At 43.0% G+C, this 18428-nt stretch carries 15 protein-coding genes and 1 pseudogene; 7 read left to right on the forward strand and 9 right to left on the reverse strand.

Going from position 1 to position 18428, the window contains the following annotated elements; translation table 11 throughout:
- Window positions 1-620: 620 nt before the first annotated feature.
- Window positions 621-1466: a universal stress protein gene (locus tag GO009_RS07445; protein WP_163625575.1), complete on the reverse strand. Its 846-nt coding sequence runs from the start codon at window positions 1464-1466 to the stop codon at window positions 621-623.
- The gene (locus tag GO009_RS07450) at window positions 1463-2323 is read right to left on the reverse strand and encodes a universal stress protein (protein WP_163625576.1); all 861 of its coding nucleotides are present in this window, start codon (window positions 2321-2323) and stop codon (window positions 1463-1465) included. The genes GO009_RS07445 and GO009_RS07450 overlap by 4 nt, the downstream gene beginning before the upstream one ends.
- A gap of 381 nt (window positions 2324-2704) precedes the next feature.
- Here GO009_RS07450 and GO009_RS17625 point away from each other — a divergent pair.
- A pseudogene (locus GO009_RS17625) lies at window positions 2705-2929 on the forward strand (type II toxin-antitoxin system HigA family antitoxin); the annotation flags it as partial.
- Between the two features lie 12 nt (window positions 2930-2941).
- Here the strand turns inward: GO009_RS17625 and cmk are convergent.
- The gene (cmk, locus tag GO009_RS07460; protein ID WP_163625577.1) at window positions 2942-3640 is read right to left on the reverse strand and encodes a (d)CMP kinase; all 699 of its coding nucleotides are present in this window, start codon (window positions 3638-3640) and stop codon (window positions 2942-2944) included.
- Between the two features lie 49 nt (window positions 3641-3689).
- A complete protein-coding gene (gene lon, locus GO009_RS07465) occupies window positions 3690-6140 on the reverse strand; it encodes an endopeptidase La (protein ID WP_163625578.1) in 2451 nt (816 codons plus the stop codon).
- 218 nt (window positions 6141-6358) lie between these two features.
- Here lon and GO009_RS07470 point away from each other — a divergent pair, with 218 nt between their 5' ends.
- Genes GO009_RS07470 through GO009_RS07485 form a run of 4 tightly spaced genes read left to right on the forward strand, consistent with a single transcriptional unit; the run spans window position 6359 to window position 9316 of the window.
- On the forward strand, window positions 6359-6916 hold the full coding sequence (locus GO009_RS07470; protein ID WP_163625579.1) for an RNA polymerase sigma factor: 558 nt from the start codon (window positions 6359-6361) through the stop codon (window positions 6914-6916).
- A gap of 2 nt (window positions 6917-6918) precedes the next feature.
- The gene (locus tag GO009_RS07475; protein WP_163625580.1) at window positions 6919-7479 is read left to right on the forward strand and encodes a hypothetical protein; all 561 of its coding nucleotides are present in this window, start codon (window positions 6919-6921) and stop codon (window positions 7477-7479) included.
- Entirely contained in the window at window positions 7460-8557 is a 1098-nt protein-coding gene (locus GO009_RS07480; protein WP_163625657.1) for a DUF4097 family beta strand repeat-containing protein, read from the forward strand. The genes GO009_RS07475 and GO009_RS07480 overlap by 20 nt, the downstream gene beginning before the upstream one ends.
- Window positions 8558-8590: 33 nt before the next feature.
- Window positions 8591-9316, forward strand: coding sequence for a head GIN domain-containing protein (locus tag GO009_RS07485; protein ID WP_163625581.1), 726 nt, complete (start codon window positions 8591-8593; stop codon window positions 9314-9316).
- A 186-nt stretch (window positions 9317-9502) separates the two neighbouring features.
- Here the strand turns inward: GO009_RS07485 and GO009_RS07490 are convergent, their stop codons facing one another.
- The 5 genes from GO009_RS07490 to glgB all read right to left on the reverse strand — a co-directional run bounded on the left by GO009_RS07490 (window position 9503) and on the right by glgB (window position 17096).
- Window positions 9503-10423: a polysaccharide deacetylase family protein gene (locus tag GO009_RS07490; protein ID WP_163625582.1), complete on the reverse strand. Its 921-nt coding sequence runs from the start codon at window positions 10421-10423 to the stop codon at window positions 9503-9505.
- 2 nt (window positions 10424-10425) lie between these two features.
- Complete coding sequence (locus GO009_RS07495; protein ID WP_163625583.1) at window positions 10426-11748, reverse strand: MFS transporter; 1323 nt, start codon at window positions 11746-11748, stop codon at window positions 10426-10428.
- Window positions 11749-11857: 109 nt separating this feature from the next.
- A complete protein-coding gene (locus tag GO009_RS07500; RefSeq protein WP_163625584.1) occupies window positions 11858-12667 on the reverse strand; it encodes a M48 family metallopeptidase in 810 nt (269 codons plus the stop codon).
- Between the two features lie 37 nt (window positions 12668-12704).
- Complete coding sequence (locus GO009_RS07505) at window positions 12705-15104, reverse strand: glycoside hydrolase family 31 protein (protein ID WP_163625585.1); 2400 nt, start codon at window positions 15102-15104, stop codon at window positions 12705-12707.
- Between the two features lie 96 nt (window positions 15105-15200).
- A complete protein-coding gene (glgB, locus tag GO009_RS07510; protein WP_163625586.1) occupies window positions 15201-17096 on the reverse strand; it encodes a 1,4-alpha-glucan branching protein GlgB in 1896 nt (631 codons plus the stop codon).
- 160 nt (window positions 17097-17256) lie between these two features.
- On the opposite strand from glgB, the gene GO009_RS07515 reads away from it, so the two are divergent.
- Together GO009_RS07515 and msrB are read left to right on the forward strand one after the other, a co-directional pair.
- Window positions 17257-17826, forward strand: coding sequence for a collagen-like protein (locus tag GO009_RS07515; protein ID WP_163625587.1), 570 nt, complete (start codon window positions 17257-17259; stop codon window positions 17824-17826).
- 110 nt (window positions 17827-17936) lie between these two features.
- Window positions 17937-18428 carry a peptide-methionine (R)-S-oxide reductase MsrB gene (gene msrB, locus GO009_RS07520; RefSeq protein ID WP_163625588.1) on the forward strand — a complete coding sequence of 164 codons (492 nt, stop codon included), beginning with the start codon at window positions 17937-17939 and terminating at the stop codon, window positions 18426-18428.

Consider the following 18428-nt stretch of genomic DNA (forward strand, 5'->3'; position numbering starts at 1 on the left):
ACAAATACGTACTCAGGATTAAATTATTGTTAGCAAAAAATTATGTGTTGAAATAAGTAATGTGGAGATAGCCTGATCTTGAGTGAAGGTTTGGATGATATGAGAATTAGGAATTAACGATGGAAATCCAGTCTATTGGTGAAATCTATGACCCTTTAGTGGCTTGATGTTGTGTCTAATCCTCTTTAACAACTGTCTTTGTCCCTATTTTTGAAACAGCTCTTAACTGCGTCCCGCCCTTACATTCATTATTTAAATCCAACGGTGCCACACCTTAAATACCCGTATACCATTACAGTGGCCAGTGTATCCAACTCAAATATTTTAAAAGTGTCCCTAGTAATTGCATCACGCTCTATTGGTTTCATATCCACATATTGAGGCTTGGCCTAGACCACTATTGCGGCTCCTCCTTCGGCAATGTCTTCCAATTCCGAAACCGTATCAGTTTCAGCATACTCCATCCCTCAAATAAAGGAGGAAAGGCAATTGTGTGGATTGACGACTTTCCTTTTCTTCAATCCAAGCCAAATAGGGATGGTACATCTAATCCGAATTTAATCAAATGCAAGGTTCTGACAATGATAGTGTTTGATTCTAACATATTGATATTACATTATTTAGGGTTGAAAGTCTGGATTTACCCATATAGGAACCTTTGTACGAGATCTCAGCTTTTTAAGAACGGACTCATGTAACAAAACTTCAAAAATGCTATGGTTGTATTTTGTGGTGACAATCATATCCGATTTCAAATCATTGGCTTTTTTAAGAATATCCCACGCAACCGATTTGGTTAGATCGACTTGGTCAAATGAAAGTTCCAAGCCTTTAAAACGTTTTTCTAGGACGCTCTTATTGATGTTTTGCTGCTCCGTTAAACTAAACTCCAAAGCCACATGAACGATATGGACCTTTGATTTCCATTGCTCCAATAGCTCAAACAGGGGCATCAATATATATTTTGGGGTGAAATGCGTAAAATCAGTGTGGTAAATCACATGGCGTAACTTTTGAAAGTTATAGGAGCCCGGAACCAAGAGCAGATTGCAGTTTATTTGCTTTCGCAAGACCTTGCGCGCATTGTTGCCCGCAAAGACCGTTTTGGCCCCCGTTTTCCCATGTGTTCCCAAGACAATAAGATCCAGATCGTATTTGGGAACCAATGCACGCACGGTATCTACTAAGTCGCCCGCCATAAGTAAGGTAGAAAACGTATGATTGGGATTTCCGTGGTTTTTGCGCAGATAATCCGTTATCCCATTCAATTTATCCATCGGTTCCTGTTGTTCCGGGGTAATTACTTCCATGTCGCCTGCGTCATCGCCCCCTATTTGCCAATCCTTTGGCTCAAAGGTATGCAGGATATAAAATTTACACCGCCAGGGAGCAAAGAGTTTGACGGCCATAAAGAGGGCATTCCAAGAATTTTCTGAAAAATCGGTAAGTAAGAGAATATGTTTCATGACCTTTTCGTGTATAATTGGGCAGGCTCGGGAATAACCAAAAAAGGTACCTTTGAGTGATATCCCACCACATCTATTTTTTGTTTGACCAACAGACGTTCCAAAAAAGAATGCTTTGTATTCATCATCACCACAAGTCCGATATGATTCTCTTCAACGTAGTCGTAGATCAAACTGGGCACATTGATTCCGTTGCTCTGGACAAATGAAACATGGGGTATCTCTACCAGTAGTTTTTTAAGATGTTCCCTGTTTTTGATCTCTTCCTCGAGAAGTTGTTCATGCTCCAAAGCATGCAAAACATGAAGATCGACACCAAAACGTTCTATCAGGTCCATTAATGGTGCCAGCTCACGTTTACTGTGTTTTGATCTATAGCCCGTTGCAAAAAGGACATGTTTGATTTCTCGAAAGCCATAATCCTTGGGTATAACAAGTACAGGTACTTCTGCCTTTCCTATAACATGCATGGTATTCGTGCCCAAAAACAGCTCTTTCGCCCCTGTAGCACCCTGGGTTCCCATAACAATCAGATCGACCTTATGTTTACGACCGATATCCTTTAGCTCATCGGGAAGCGTATTAAAGGCAGATAAAAGTTCAAAGTTGTGCCTATAGTTGAAATATTCCTCTTTGATACGGGCCAATGTTTTTTCCAAACCATCCAGCGATCGGTCCAGATTCCAATCGGCACCTTGCATGGAAGGGCCGGGTAAATTATCCATCCGATATAGGACAGGCGTATAGACATTTACCAAATAGAACGTACAGTACTCCTTTTTAAAAAATTCAAGAGCATAAAGTATGGCGTTCCAGGCATTCTTAGAAAAATCGGTGGGCAAAACTATTTTTCTCATCACATAAATCTCTTTAAAAACGATTGTTGAACTTGAATGCAGATTTGGTTCCTGCCTTATCAATATTACGCTGAATCCCAAAATTCCACCATGACCTAGATCAGCAGCTAACAGACTAAATCAAGAAAAATAGGGCTACTTATACTCAATACAGTTAGGTATACGGGAAATCATTTTTTTGACCAGAATGGTATGGGAAACAAGGAGTACAGGGCATTACTTGGGCTATTGGCAAACCTATATGTTTCGTATGCTCTTTTGAAGGTCTTAAACAATGTTCAGAAAATATACACGCAAAGCAAAATCATTTCAGAATGAACTTGATATTCCGGCCTAACCCAATTTCCAACAGCATTACTCCCCAATGTTTTGAAGAGCTGTAACCCAATTGAAGCCATCAAATTCCTAATGGCGCAAATGGGATGAAACAGAAAGACTTGGCAGAAGTTGTAGGGTTTAAAAGTAGGGTCCGCGAAGTTTTAAACAAAAAAAGAAAGTTGAACTTTGGGAATGATTCGAAAACCAAACACCACGCTTCATATTCCAACTGAAGTTTGGTTCAGGATTATTAAAAAACGGCAGTACAGCGTATTGCCAATAATCTAAAATACAAACACATCAGCCCAACTTCACAATCACCCGCTGTGAATAATCAAAGATACGCTCAAATTGTTCCTCCAAGCCCATATCGCTATTGTCAAACTCAATGGCGTCTTTGGCCTTGGTCAAAGGGGAAATGGTACGGGTGGAATCAATTAGGTCGCGTTCTTCCACATTCTTAAGTACTGCCGCATAGGTCACTTCCTCCCCTTTCTCCAACAATTCCTTGTAGCGGCGAGCCGCACGGGTCTCAGGAGAGGCCGTCATAAACAATTTTAGCTCCGCATCGGGGAATACTACGGTGCCGATATCACGGCCATCCATTACTATGCCTTTGTCCTTGCCCATTTCTTGTTGAATCTTGACGAGCTTTTCACGGACTTCCTTAATGGCTGCCACCTTACTCACAAAACCTGACACGCGCATGGTTCGAATCTCACGTTCCACATTTTCACCATTCAAGAACATCTCGGAACGCCCTGTTGCTGCGTTGGGCACAAATTTGAGGTGTATTTCCGATAGTTTTTCTATCAAAGTAGCTTCATCCAACTCCCCTTCAGCGTTGATGATGCCCTCTTGTAAAGCAAAAAGTGTCACCGCTCGGTACATGGCACCCGTATCCACATAAATATAATTTAAGGCAGAAGCCAACCGTTTGGCAATGGTACTTTTTCCTGTGGAGGAATATCCATCTATTGCTATTGTTATTTTTCCCATACGCCAAAAATAGGCAGAAAAGGTATTAAGCTGTTATGACATCTATCATTTAAAGTGTCTTTGCATTCTTTACCTTTTGTTTGGTAATGGCAATGTCGATTACCTCGCTCATGTCCGTTACATAATGGAAAGTAAGCCCTTTGAGGTACTCTTCCTTGATTTCCTCGATATCCTTTTTATTGTCCGCACAAAGAATAATTTCCTTGATACGTGCCCTTTTTGCCGCTAAGATTTTTTCTTTGATTCCGCCTACGGGCAATACTTTGCCACGAAGGGTAATCTCTCCCGTCATGGCCAAGCTCTTTTTCACTTTGCGTTGTGTAAAAAGGGATACCAGCGAGGTCAACATGGTGATACCCGCACTAGGGCCATCTTTTGGTGTAGCTCCTTCGGGCACGTGAATGTGCACATTGTATTTATCGAAGACCTCTGGGTCAACTCCATAAGTTTCAGCGTTGGATTTTATGTATTCCATGGCAATGGTGGCGGATTCCTTCATTACTTTACCAAGGTTACCTGTAATGTTCATGGCACCCTTTCCTTTGGAAAGAATGGATTCGATGAACAAAATATCGCCTCCCACACTGGTCCACGCCAAACCTGTAACAACACCTGCCACATCATTGTTTTCGTACTTATCTCGTTCCAATCGGGCAGGGCCCAAAATCTCCTCGATATTCTCGTTGGTCAAGGTAACATTGTACTCCTCTTCCATGGCTATGGATTTTGCAGCGTAGCGTACCACCTTGGCTATCTGTTTTTCCAAGCTTCGCACCCCGGATTCACGGGTATAGCCCTCCACAATTTTCTCCAATTGACGCTTGCCAATTTTCAAATCTTTTTTGGAAAGTCCATGCTCCTCCAACTGTTTGGGCAACAAATGACGCTTGGCAATCTCCACCTTTTCCTCGATGGTGTAGCCCGTAACGTTTATGATTTCCATACGGTCGCGCAAAGCAGGTTGTATAGTAGACAGGTTGTTCGCTGTGGCAATGAACATGACTTTGGACAAATCGTAGCCCATTTCCAGGAAATTATCATGGAACTCGCTGTTCTGTTCAGGGTCCAATACCTCCAACATGGCCGAAGATGGGTCTCCCTGATGGCTACTGGCCAGCTTATCTATCTCATCCAAAATAAATACTGGATTGGAGGTTCCTGCTTTCTTCAAACTCTGTATGATCCTACCTGGCATGGCTCCGATATATGTTTTTCGATGTCCGCGGATTTCTGCCTCATCACGAAGCCCACCCAAGGACATGCGTACATATTCCCTGCCCAAGGCCTCTGCCACGGATTTACCCAAAGAGGTTTTACCCACCCCCGGAGGTCCGTACAAACAAAGAATGGGCGATTTCATATCGTTACGCAGTTTCAAGACCGCCAAATATTCGATAATTCGGCGCTTTACATCCTCCAGACCGTAATGATCTCGATCCAAAATCTTTTGAGCCCTTTTCAGGTCAAACTTATCCTTGGAATACTCGTTCCATGGTAAATCCAACAACAGGTCCAAATAATTACGTTGGATGGAATATTCGGCCACCTGCGGGTTCATACGCTGCAATTTGGAGAGTTCCTTCTCGAAATGCTCCTGCACTTTTTTGCCCCACTTTTTCTTTTTGGCCTTTTCGGCCATTTCATCCACCTCTTCCTCATAGGATAGACCACCAAGCTCCTCTTGAATGGTCTTCATTTGTTGGTGAAGGAAATATTCGCGTTGCTGTTGGTCCATATCACTTCGAACCTTGCTTTGGATATCGTTGCGCAGTTCCAATTTTTGAAGCTCCATATTCATGTACTTCAACGTGGCCAAAGCCCTTTCCTGAAGATTTGGCATCTCCAAAAGTTGCTGTTTTTCCTTTACGGGAAGATTTAAGTTGGAGGATACAAAATTGATCAAAAACGAATTGCTCTGAATGTTTTTGATGGCAAAAGTGGCCTCACTGGGAATGTTTGGATTGTCCTTGATAATCTTAAAGGCCAGTTCCTTGATGGAATCGATAATCGCTTCAAACTCGCTGCTTCGCTCATCGGGTCGTTCTTCCTTAGCTTCGCTTACCTTTGCCGTGATATAGGGCTTTTCGGTAAGGACGGCATCTATCTTAAATCGCTTCTTCCCTTGGATGATTACCGTGGTGTTGCCATCGGGCATTTGAAGCACCCTTAAGATACGGGCCACGGTTCCTACGGTATTAATGTCCTCTGGACCCGGATTCTCAACACCTTCGTCTTTTTGGGATACCACCCCGATAACCTTGGAACCATTGTTGGCGTCCTTGATCAAATTGATGGATTTATCCCTCCCTGCGGTTATAGGGATAACAACGCCAGGGAACAATACCGTATTTCTGAGCGGTAATACCGGTAAAGTTTCCGGTAAGCTCTCCCTGTTCATCTGTTCTTCGTCCTCTGGGGTCAGCAACGGAATCAACTCGGCATCTTCGTCCAGCCCTTGTAAATCTATATTGTCAAAATTGGTAATTTTCATTTCTCCCATATCAACTTTTCGGTCATTTTGTCATAATCTACAAACAACCTATATTTTTATTCTACATTAAAGCTTGTATAAATATCTCAAAATCAATGTTTATAATAACTCACAAGCTTATTATCACCCATTAATTGGCAATTCTTGTGCCATTAAAAATCAAATTATACGAAATAAAGTGTAACAATTGGTGAATTCCATAATCTATAAGACAAACCAATCATTTTTTGAGCCGACAAAATGAACATATTGACACGCTGCTCGAATTGTGCAAGCAGGGCAAACAAAGTGCACAGCTAGAAGTTTACAACCGCTATTACAAAGCGATGTACAATACCGCTTTGAGGATTGTAAAGCATACGGCCGAGGCCGAGGATGTGATGCAGGAATCGTTCCTGAGTGCATTTACCAAGCTGCACACCTTTAAAGGAGACGTCGCCTTTGGGGCATGGTTAAAGCGGATTGTGATCAATAACAGTATCTATCATTACAAAAAGCAGCAGAAAAAACGTGCTACTGATTTGGATGATGTAATGTACAAGGTCGAAGATAACGATGAGGTTGCTTCGAATCAGAATGGTTATACAGAACTGAAGGCTCAAAAAGTGATGGAAACCATGAAAAGTTTGAAAGACAATTACAGAGTTTCTTTGACCTTACATTTAATAGAAGGGTACGATTATGAAGAAATAAGTGAAATAATGAACATTAGCTATGCTAATTGTAGGACCACCATTTCGAGGGCCAAAGAAAGTCTTAGAAAAAAATTGACCGTAAATGTTTAGTTATGGAGAAAGATAATTTAGACCATCTGTTCGAGCGACTCCACGGAGCATTCGATGTGGAGGAGCCGGAAAACGGGCACCAAGAGCGGTTTTTGGAAAAATTGAACCAGCAACAGGGCACCATTGCCTTGGGTAAGAAAAAACGCTCGTGGTGGAAACCGTTGTCCATTGCCGCATCTATAGTCCTAGTTGCCATGTTGGGGTACCAAGCCTTTGGGCCACAGCCCAGCATAAAGCAACAGGTCACCAAAATTGCTCCTGAAGTTTCCCAGACGGAGTTCTACTTTGCCAATTTAATCGAAGTACAAGTGGAAGAACTCAAAGAAGAAAAAACACCGGAAACGGCACAATTGGTAGACGACACTTTGGCACAATTGGCCAAACTGGACAAGGACTACCAAACCCTGGAGCAAGATTTGGTCAATGGTGGGGACAGCAAAATCATCCTGAGTGCGATGATTACCAATTTCCAAACACGAATCGACCTTTTAAAAGAAGTTTTGAGCCAAATAGAAAATATTAAGAATCTAAAATCACAACATGATGAAAGTTTTACCATTTAAATCCCTCTTTTTCGCCTTGGCTTTGATTCCCCTTGTAGCGATGGCCCATGTGGACAACGATAAGCTAAACGGCAGGTACACCAAGGAAAAAACCATAAGAAAGGAATACAACGTTAATCCAGATGCCCTCTTTAAGGTAAAGAACAGTTACGGCAACGTAACTCTTACCTCTTGGAACGAAAACCGCGTGGAAATCGAGGTGCACATCAAAACCAATGGCAACGACGAAGACCGTGTGCAGGAGCGATTGGATGAAATCAATGTGGAGTTTGAAAACAGCTCTGACATGGTTTCCGCCACTACCCGATTTGGGGACAGGAGCAATAGTTGGGGCTGGAGCTGGGGAGGGCGCAAAAAAGTAAGCGTACAGGTCAACTATACCATAAAACTGCCCGTAAAGAACAGTGTTAACCTCAGCAACGATTATGGAAGCATTATTTTGGACCGAATCGATGGCCATGCCAAGATCAGTTGCGATTACGGGAAACTGGAAATCGGTGAATTACGGGGGCGCAATAACGAGCTTCGGTTCGATTATACTTCCAGGTCGACCTTCGATTACATCAACAGTGCCGAAATTATTGCGGATTATTCTGGGTTTACCATTGAAAAGGCGGGCAATCTGAATATTAAAGCGGACTATACCAATGCGGTCGTGGAAGAAATGGACAATTTACAGTATGCCAGCGATTATGGTTCCATCGACATAAGAAACGTTAAAAATGTGGATGGCAATGGTGACTACATCGGCGTAAAACTGGGCAATGTGCACGGAAATGTGGCGATTACCAGCGACTATGGATCCATCAAAATTGACCGCATGGCGGCCGATGCCGGAAACGTGGATATCCGTTCAGATTACACGGGAATCAAAATTGGTTATGATCCCGATTATCATTTTGACTTTGAGATTTCCACCGAATATGCCGGAGTAAGTGGCAAGGAGGATTTTGAAATCAACATCAGCAAGGAAAAATCTACCCAGAAATATTATAGTGGTTACTACGGAAAAGCAAATTCCGGAAACAGGATAAGTATTACCAGTGACTACGGTGGAATTTCATTTTATCAGAATTAATAGCAATCAAAAAACAATTTTAAACACAAAATCATGAGAAAACTTATCACACTTACGCTTGCATTGGGAATGATTACAATTTCTTGCGCACAATGGGGAAGAAAAGTAAAGGGCAACGGCGACGTTGTTACCATTGAACGTTCCGTGGGCGACTATGACGAGGTTGCAATGGCTGGATGGTTCGATGTAGAACTGGTATCTGGCACCGAGGGTGAAATTACCTTAAAAGGGGAGTCCAATTTGCTCGAGCACATTAAAACGGAGGTAAAAAACGGCAAACTGGTCATCAAGGTTGAAAAAGGCATGAACCTTAGGCCTTCCAACTGGAACAATGGTATCTATGTGACCGTGCCCGTTGAATCCATCAATGGGGCAAGTCTTTCCGGTTCTGGTGACCTTGTTGGGAAAACAACCATCAGGGCTGACCGTTTCAGTACTGCCATGTCAGGTTCGGGTGATGTAACATTAACCATCGAGGCCGATGAATTGGATGCCTCGTTATCCGGTTCCGGCGACATCAACCTATCCGGTAGAGCTACCGACTTTACGGTTACCGTTTCTGGTTCTGGCGACGTAAAAGCGTATGACCTTGAAGCTGACTTTGTAAAGGCAACTGTCTCTGGTTCTGCGGATATCAAGGTTACCGCCAACCAATCCATTGATGCCAGAGTGTCCGGTTCGGGTGATATCCATTACCGGGGCAATCCTAAAAAAATAAACTCCAAGTCTTCAGGTTCCGGAGATATTACCAAAGGATAACACCGAGTTTATCATCAATCAAAAAATGAAAAGGGGCTGTCTAAAATGTCGATTTTCGTCAACCTGAACTTGGTTCAGGTTCTCATAACAATTTGTTTATTATGATGATGAGATTCTGAAATAAATTCAGAATGACGCATTTCAATACTTTTAAAACAGCTCCTTTTTATGCAACTTGTTTTGCACCTATTCTCGCATTGACTCCCCTATTTCTTTCCAAGTGATCAACTTTATGTTTTCTTCCTCCAAAATCTTAGCGCATTCCTCACTGGTAAAAAAATCATAATCGTTTTGGCGCCATTTGGCCCCCCAGTACGGATGTTCAAAAGACATACCTTGACTCTCCAGGTCATCATAAGCGCAATGTATGATCATTACATGAACTCCAGGCTCCAAGGCCTTAAGCGTATCGGCATAATATGTTGACATGGTATCATTATCAAAGTCTTGGGGTGCAGCCCCAAAAATTTGATTGATCACCGCCATGGGTTCGGGAGCACCTTCTCCTCCCAATTGTTTTATTTGATGGTTGACCATGGTCGGAATACCATATTCCCTACCCAATTTTGTATACAATTTATAATATCGAGGGTCTGTTGCGAACAAACACCCCATGTGACTGTCCAGATGAGTTGGATTGATTCCCATAGCAATCGCCTTATCAATCTGTGCCCGTAGTTCAATTTCAACCTCCTCTATCTTGGCATTTTCCCAAAGTTCATTACAATCACTATAAAAGTATCCATTGGCGTCCACTAAACTTGGTACTTTGGAGCGGGATGCCACAGGCCCGTATCGTAACAGTTTCCATTCGCTGGTCAAGGTCAAGTGTATGCCCAGATCATGATCTGGGTTTGCTTTTGCATATTGGGCCACTTCGGGGAACCATGGTGTGGGCACCATAATACTGGCACTGTTCACGGAGCCTTCTTCCAAGGCATTGAATGTAGCTTTGTTCACGGTATGGGTCACTCCAAGATCATCGGCATGAATGATCAAAAGTTTGGTGTCCGCAGGGAATCCAAGTCGTTCCTGGAGACTTTTTTGGGCATGGAGTCCTTTTCCTGTCAACAATATTGAGAGGGTAATCAATAGTATGTTTTTCATGTCTAGTTCCTTTTATTGACGCGAGTCAGCAAAAAGATACCGATTAAAAAGAATATAGCCAAGAATATAGTGCTGTTACGCATGCTCCCCGTAAGTTGAGCCACCATTCCGTACATAAGTGTTCCAATGATAATGCCTATTTTTTCCGCAACATCATAAAAACTGAAAAACGATGTAGTATCGGTAGTCTCGGGCAAAAATTTGGAATAAGTAGAACGGGACAGGGCTTGAATGCCTCCCATGACTATCCCTACCAATCCAGCGGCAATGTAAAAGTCCATGGGGGTCTGTAGGAAATAGGCATACACGCAAAGCAATGTCCAAATTACATTGATTACGATAAGTGTCCGGATATTTCCAAAAACCTTGGAGGCCCTTGCGGTTACCGTTGCCCCTAAAATAGCTACAAGCTGAATCAGCAAAATACTTACAATCAATCCCATGGTACGTTCATCGTCCGAACCCCATACAATTTCTTCTTCTCCAAAATAGGTGGCGATCAACATAATGGTCTGTACCGCCATACTATAGGTAAAAAATGCACCTAGGTAGCGTTTCAACTTCCTATTATGTCCAAGTTGGTGCCAGACCTGCTTTAACTCTTTAAAACCATTCAGGATGATGTGATGGCGTTCTCCTTCTCGTTTGTACCCTTTGGGTAGGTGTGCAAAAGTGTACTGGCTAAATAGTATCCACCAAATTCCAACGGAGATAAAGGAATACTTCATGGCCTTGATCTCTGCAAGCTCCCCGCCACTATCGGTAATTCCAAAGAAATCGGGCTCCATGACCATAAAAAGATTGAATACCAACAGAATCACACTACCTATATACCCAAGCGAAAAACCTTTGGCACTTATGCTATCCTGTTGCTCCGGAAAAGCGATGTCAGGCAAATAGGAATTGTTGATGGCAAAACTGACCCAAAACCCGACAAGCCCAAAAAAGTAACAGGCCAGTCCAAAATAAATATGCTCCAAAGAGAACCAATACAACCCAATACAGGATGCAGCCCCCAAATAGCAGAAAAACTTGAGGAATACTTTTTTGTTTCCCAAATAGTCCGCCACGCCCGAGACGAGAGGGGTTACAATGGCTATAAAAACAAAAGCCAGGGAGGTTACATAACTGATCAATGGTGCCCTAGCGATTTCACCACCAAAAATAGTGACCTGCTCTATGCCTGCTGTCCTAAACAATAGCCCATAAAAAAGGGGGAAAATGGCCGAGGATATAACCAAACTGTACACCGAATTGGCCCAGTCGTAAAATGCCCAAGCGTTCAACAATTTCTTACTCCCCTTTAATGCCAATGTTTGTACCATAACTTTTATCACAAAAAAATGTCACTTCGAATCTTTTTGAAAAACCCTTTATGGTATTGCTGGATTTTCCGTTTGGTTCGAAGTGACATTCACAAATTATTCTTTACATCTATTTGAACGATGTTACCCCAAATTTACGTGCTTCTTGTTTTGCAGCAGGGGCCCATTGGGTCAAATTATTGATTCTGGTATCGTTGGACGGGTGCGTGCTCAAAAACTCCGGTGGTGCCTGTCCTCCCGATTCCGCTTTCATGCGCTGCCAAAGTTTGGCGGCCTCATCCGGATTGTATCCGGCAATTGCCATAATCTGTAATCCTATTTTATCGGCCTCGGTTTCGTGGTTTCTGCTAAAGGGAAGCATTACCCCAATTTGGGAGCCCACACCATAGGCTTGATTGAACAATCCTCTGGTCTGGTCATCCTTTATGGCCACATTTCCGGCCACCGCACCAATCTGTTGTATAGTACTTGCACTCATACGCTGGGCACCATGATCAGCCAGTGCATGCGCTACCTCGTGTCCCATTACAACCGCGATACCTGTCTCGTTCTGGGCTATGGGCAAAATTCCTGTATAAAACACAATCTTCCCCCCCGGCATACACCACGCATTTACCGTTTCGTCCTCCACCAAATTATATTCCCATTGATAGTCCTTTAAATACCCTGGATATCCGTTGGCGTCCAACCAACGTTCCGCAGCTGAAGCAATCCGCTGCCCTACCCTTGTGATCATTTGGGCTTCGGATGTTCCTTTGACCACTTTGTTTTCTTCCAAAAACTGATCATATTGGGAGAAAGCCATGGGAAACATTTGGCTATTGTCATAAAAATTAAGTGTGCTCTTTCCAGTAAATGGATTGGTCTTGCAAGCCATCACTGCCAAAAACACCAAAAAGGTAAGACTAAGCTTTTTCATAGGTAAAATTGTTTTGTATTATGAAAATTACAAAATTTTATTTTCCGAAGATGTGAAGCTCCGTGAAATCCTTACCAACTTCTATCGAGTTATTGCCGTTCAACTTAATATCGTTCAAATCGACTTCTTCATTGTCAAGCTCCACGGTTTCAATGGTAAAGGGGAGTCCGTGGAAGGTCATTTTAAATTTGTTGTAAGGTGTAATGAAATTGCCATCCTTAAACTGCTGAATGATCAATTCGTTTTCCTTGCCCGTCAATTTAAACCGTCTTAGGCTATACCTTCCTTTTTTGTAATCGTAACCCTCTTGTTGATCTTCGTATACTACGGAGTTTTCGGTACCTTCTTTATAATACACATCAATACCCAACTTCTCGATCTCCTTTTCCCCAACATGTTGCTGTACCGGGTATTTAGGAATCATGGCGCCTTCTTTAATGAACAATGGAATGCGGTGGATTTCTGCGGACACCCAACGTTCAACACCGCCTTCTATTAATTCGTCGGTCCAATAGTTGTACCATTTCCCTTTTGGAAAATACATTCTCCTACCTTGTGCATTGGGCTCTTGCACCGGACATACCAACATTTGTTTTCCAAATATGAACTCATCGGTACGGAAATGGGTCTGGTGGTCTTCCTGATCGTAAAAAACCAAGGATTGAAGCATCGGGGAACCTTCTTTGACGTAATTATAGAACATGGTGTATAGGTAAGGCATTAGTTGGTACCTCAGCTCGATAAACGCTCTTACTATGTTCGTGATTTCATCACCGAACGACCAAGGTTCTTGATCTCCGTGGTCACCACTTGAGTGCACCCTACAAAATGGATGGAAAACGGCCAACTGCATCCAACGGGCAAACAATTCGCCATTGGGCTGTTCGGCGAATCCACCAATATCGGAACCTGCAAAGGAGTATCCGCTCATGCACAAACGTTGCATCTGTACGTTGGCAATCCATAGGTGTTCCCATGTGGCGACATTATCGCCTGTCCAAGTGGCACAATAGCGCTGTGTACCGGCATAGGCTGCTCTGGTAAGTACAAAAGGTCTTCGAGGGAACATATACTTTTTGACACCTTCGTAAGTTGCGCGCACCATTTGCATTCCATATACATTATGTGCTTTTCTATGGCTACAAGGGTGACCATCATAATCGTGCCTCACATCCAAATTGGCGGTTTTTGTGGGCACTTCCATTACAGCGGGCTCGTTCATGTCGTTCCAAACTCCGCTTACACCCATGTCCGCAATCATTTCTTTGTAAAGGTCCGCCCACCACTCCCGAACTTTGGGATTGGTAAAGTCTGGAAATTTACATTCGCCTGGCCATACTTTGCCTTTAAAATGGGGCCCATCCGCCCGTCTACAAAAGAAACCATTGTCCATGGCCTGTTGATATACCCAATACTCACGATCTATCTTGATTCCGGGATCTATCATGGTGATGACCTTAAAGCCATCACCCTCCATTTCCTCGATCATTTTTTTGGGATTGGGGAAATATTGGTTGTTCCAGGTGAAACACCTGAACCCTTCCATATAATCAATATCCAGATAGATGGCATCGCAGGGTATGTTCAACTTCCTAAACTTCGAGGCTATATCCTTTACCTTTTGCTCCGGGTAATAACTCCATTTGGATTGGTGGAAACCCAAGGCCCAAAGTGGCGGAAGTTCCGGGACGCCGGTTAGATCGGTATAAGATTCCACGACCTCCTGCATTTTGGGACCATAGAAAAAGTAATAGTTCATTTCGCCCCCATCGGCCCAAAAACTGGTGACATTTCGTTTTTCGGCAGCAAAATCAAAATACGTACTGAACGAATTGTCGAAAAATATACCGTAAGCTATGTTTTCCTTTAGCCCAATATAGAAAGGGATGGACTTGTACAGTGGTTCCTGATCTTTTCCATAGGCGTAGGAATCCGTCACCCAGTTGTTCACCCTTTTTCCTTTTAGGTTGGTGTGCGATGCCTTGTCCCCCATTCCATAATAGCTTTCGCCGGAATGGCACACTTTGCTCATTTTTACCACGTTCCCGCCAAAGTCAAAGTTTTCCTCCCAATGGAAACCGAGTTCGTCCTCGGTCAGGATCACATCGTCCATATCAACAATCTGAACCTTGAGATTGGCCTTGTTGATATATATTTTGATCTTGGAGGTAATTATCACATACTCCGGTATTTCCTCCTCTACGGTAAGTTCGTTGTACCCTAGGTTGACATCTTCGTTTATGGCATAGGAGAAGTCGGGTTCAAAAACATATTCCGTACCATACCTAAAGCGGACCACACTGTCCCTTAGAATGGTGACTTGTAGAATGACACCGTTTTGGGTGGTGAAATATATTTTGTCGTTTTCTTGTTTAAAATCGACTATGTGATTGGGGAGTTGATTCCCTCTTTTTTCAATTTCCGTATTGGTTATCATCTGTAATCAGTTGAGGCTAGCAAAAGAACTACAAAAGCCTGAATAATTAAAAATATGTTTTGAAAAGCAATCAACTACAACGTTTTAGTTGTCTTTTTATTTATAGACGATCACACCTAAGGGTGGAAGGTTCAATACAACAGATTGCCCATACCCATTCCATTCGGTTTTGGAAGGCTTTACTGTTTTTTTGCCCACTCCGCTACCCGAGTATCTTTTATCGTCGCTATTAAAGAGCAATTTTAAGGTCGAAGTCTTTGGAATGCCCAACCTATAGTTTTCGCGTGGCACAGGGGTAAAGTTGCACACAACGATCAAATCATCTTTAGGGTCCTCCCCTTTTCTTATGTATGAAATAACGGTGTTTTCCTGATCATTGTACTCGATCCACTGGAAACCTTCCGGTTTGAACTGTTTTTGGTACAATGCCGGACTGGTCTTGTACATTTTGTTCAAATCCTTGATTACTTCCTGAATGCCAGAATGAAAATCATATTGCGTCAGGTGCCACGGTAGCCCTTCCTGATAGTTCCACTCCGAAGATTGGCCAAACTCCCCCCCCATAAACAGGAGATTTCCTCCTGGATGGGTGAACATATACCCAAAGAGCAATCTCAGATTGGCAAAGCGCTGCCATTCGTCCCCTGGCATTCGGTACAACAAGGATTGTTTGCCGTACACCACCTCATCATGAGAAAAAGGAAGCATAAAATTCTCTGTAAAGGCGTAGGTAAGGCTAAAACTAATGGCATTTAAATCGTATGAGCGATGTATAGGGTCTTTTTTAAAGAACTCCAAGGTATCGTGCATCCAACCCATCATCCATTTCATACCAAAACCCAATCCGCCAAAATGGACTGGTTTGGTTACCCCGGTAAACGCTGTTGATTCCTCTGCTATGGTCTGTACCCCTTTAAAACTTGCATATACCTCTTGGTTCATCTCCCGCAAAAAGGACATGGCTTCCAAATTCTCGTTATTGCCATACATGTTGGGTTCCCATTCACCATCTTCACGGGAATAATCCAAGTAGAGCATGGAAGCCACGGCATCGACCCGTAATCCATCTACATGATATTGATCGAGCCAAAAAATGGCATTGCTGATCAAAAACGCCCTTACTTCGTTTCTTCCGTAGTTAAAAATAAGGCTTTTCCAGTCTGGGTGATACCCTCTTCTTCTATCCGGATGTTCATATAGATGTGACCCATCAAAATAGCCAAGTCCATGTGCATCTTCGGGAAAGTGCGACGGCACCCAATCCAAAATAACACCGATACCGCGTTGGTGCAAGGCATCTACCAGAACCTTAAAATCCTCTGGTTTGCCAAAACGCGAAGTAGGCGCAAAATACCCTGTTATTTGATACCCCCACGAAGGATCGTAGGGATATTCCATCACGGGCATCAACTCCACATGGGTAAAGCCCATTTCTTCTACATAATCGGCCAATTGCTCCGCCATCTCCAGATAGCTGAGGGATTCCCAGCCGTTCTTTTTCTTCCAGGAACCCAAATGTACTTCGTAGACGGAATAGGGCCTGTCCAAGCCGTTCCTTTTCTCACGGGTTTCCATCCAGTCCCCATCTTTCCATTGATGGGCATCGTCCCAAACCAGCGAAGCCGTTTGTGGTGGTTGTTCACAAAAACGCGCAAAGGGGTCGGCTTTCTCTGTCCAAATATCGTTGTTGTTGGAGTGTATCTTGTATTTGTATTTGGTGCCTTTGTCCACACCGGGTATAAAACCTTCCCAGATACCACTACTGTCCCACCGCACATTTAATTTATGTTCGTCGGCGTTCCAATAATTAAAATCGCCAACAACACTTACCGATTTGGCAGAAGGTGCCCAGACGGCAAAGTACGTACCTTTGACGCCATCGACCTCCGTTAGGTGCGAACCCAGTTTATTATAAAGCCGAAAATGCTTTCCCCCTTTAAAAAGGTCGATATCAAAATCCGTAAAAAAACTATGGGCAACTACCTTGGACATATGTGCGGGTTTAGTACTATACAATAATAAGCATCTTTAGGCAAGAATACGATTCCCGCAACATATTTGACCATGGAAACCACATTTTTTTAAAAATGGAACGCTTTTTGATTTTATTGCAGCAACAGATAAAATGAACACAAACTAAAAATCCAAAATCATGAATAAATTTAGTACAATTTTAGGTGTCGTAATCGTTTTTGTCCTCGCAGCATGCGAAGGCCCTCAAGGCCCACCCGGTTTTGATGGACTTGATGGTTTAGATGGGCAAGACGGTATCCAAGGGCAGGTTGTTGAAGTGGAGGGTGTAAACTTTGGCTACGATGGCGAGGCCAACCTTTTTAGCACCTTAATCACTTTTTCAGATGTGACCAATTTCGAAGTATTTGAATCTGATGCTGTTTTGGTATACCGCCATGATGGTTTAATTGATCTTAGTGACGGTTCCACCGCAGATGCTTGGACCCAAATACCTCAAAATTATTTTTTGGAGGGAGGTACCATTCAATATGTATTTGCACACACTTTTGTGGACTTGGAAATCTTTATTGATGGAAATTTTGACCTATCAGGCATAAGCACCGATTTTACGGATGACCAAATCTTCAGGATCGTGTTTGTGCCCAGCGAGTTTGCAGAAGCTTCAAAACTGGACACTTCAAATATTGAAAACGTAATGTCCGCCCTAAATATTGGCGAAGAAGAGGTGACAAAGTTGGACATCAACTAAGTCCCATAAAAATAGTATCTTAAGTCTCATTGGTAACCAATGAGACTTTTTTGTTGAATTTCTTGAAAGGATTCCTATCCAATTCCGTCCAAACACATAAAAAACGAATCATGGGAAAAAGATTGCTATTACTTCTTTTAGTCGTATTTGCCGGATGTAAAGGCACATCACAAGAAGAGAAAAAAGAAACTACCAAGGAAACAGCCTTCAAAGTAAATAAAACCGATGCCGAGTGGCGGGCGGAACTCACCGATATGGAGTATTACGTACTCCGAAAAGCTGCAACGGAAAACGCTTTTTCCAGCGAGCTTTTGGATAACAAGCAAAAAGGCACCTATGTTTGTGCAGGTTGCGGCACGCCCCTTTTCAAAAGTGAGCATAAGTTTAAATCAGGAACAGGATGGCCTAGTTTCGACCGAGAGATCAAGGGCAACGTAGCATACGATACCGACTATAAAATAGGGGTGCCGCGCACCGAGGAGCATTGCGCGGTCTGTGGCGGCCACTTGGGACATGTTTTTAACGACGGGCCCAGCAACACCACCGGAAAAAGGCATTGCATAAACGGGGCCGCTCTTGATTTTATTCCAGACAACAACTAA

Origin of the sequence: Allomuricauda sp. TY007 (assembly GCF_010468565.1) — a bacterium.
Classification (GTDB): Bacteria; Bacteroidota; Bacteroidia; order Flavobacteriales; family Flavobacteriaceae; genus Flagellimonas.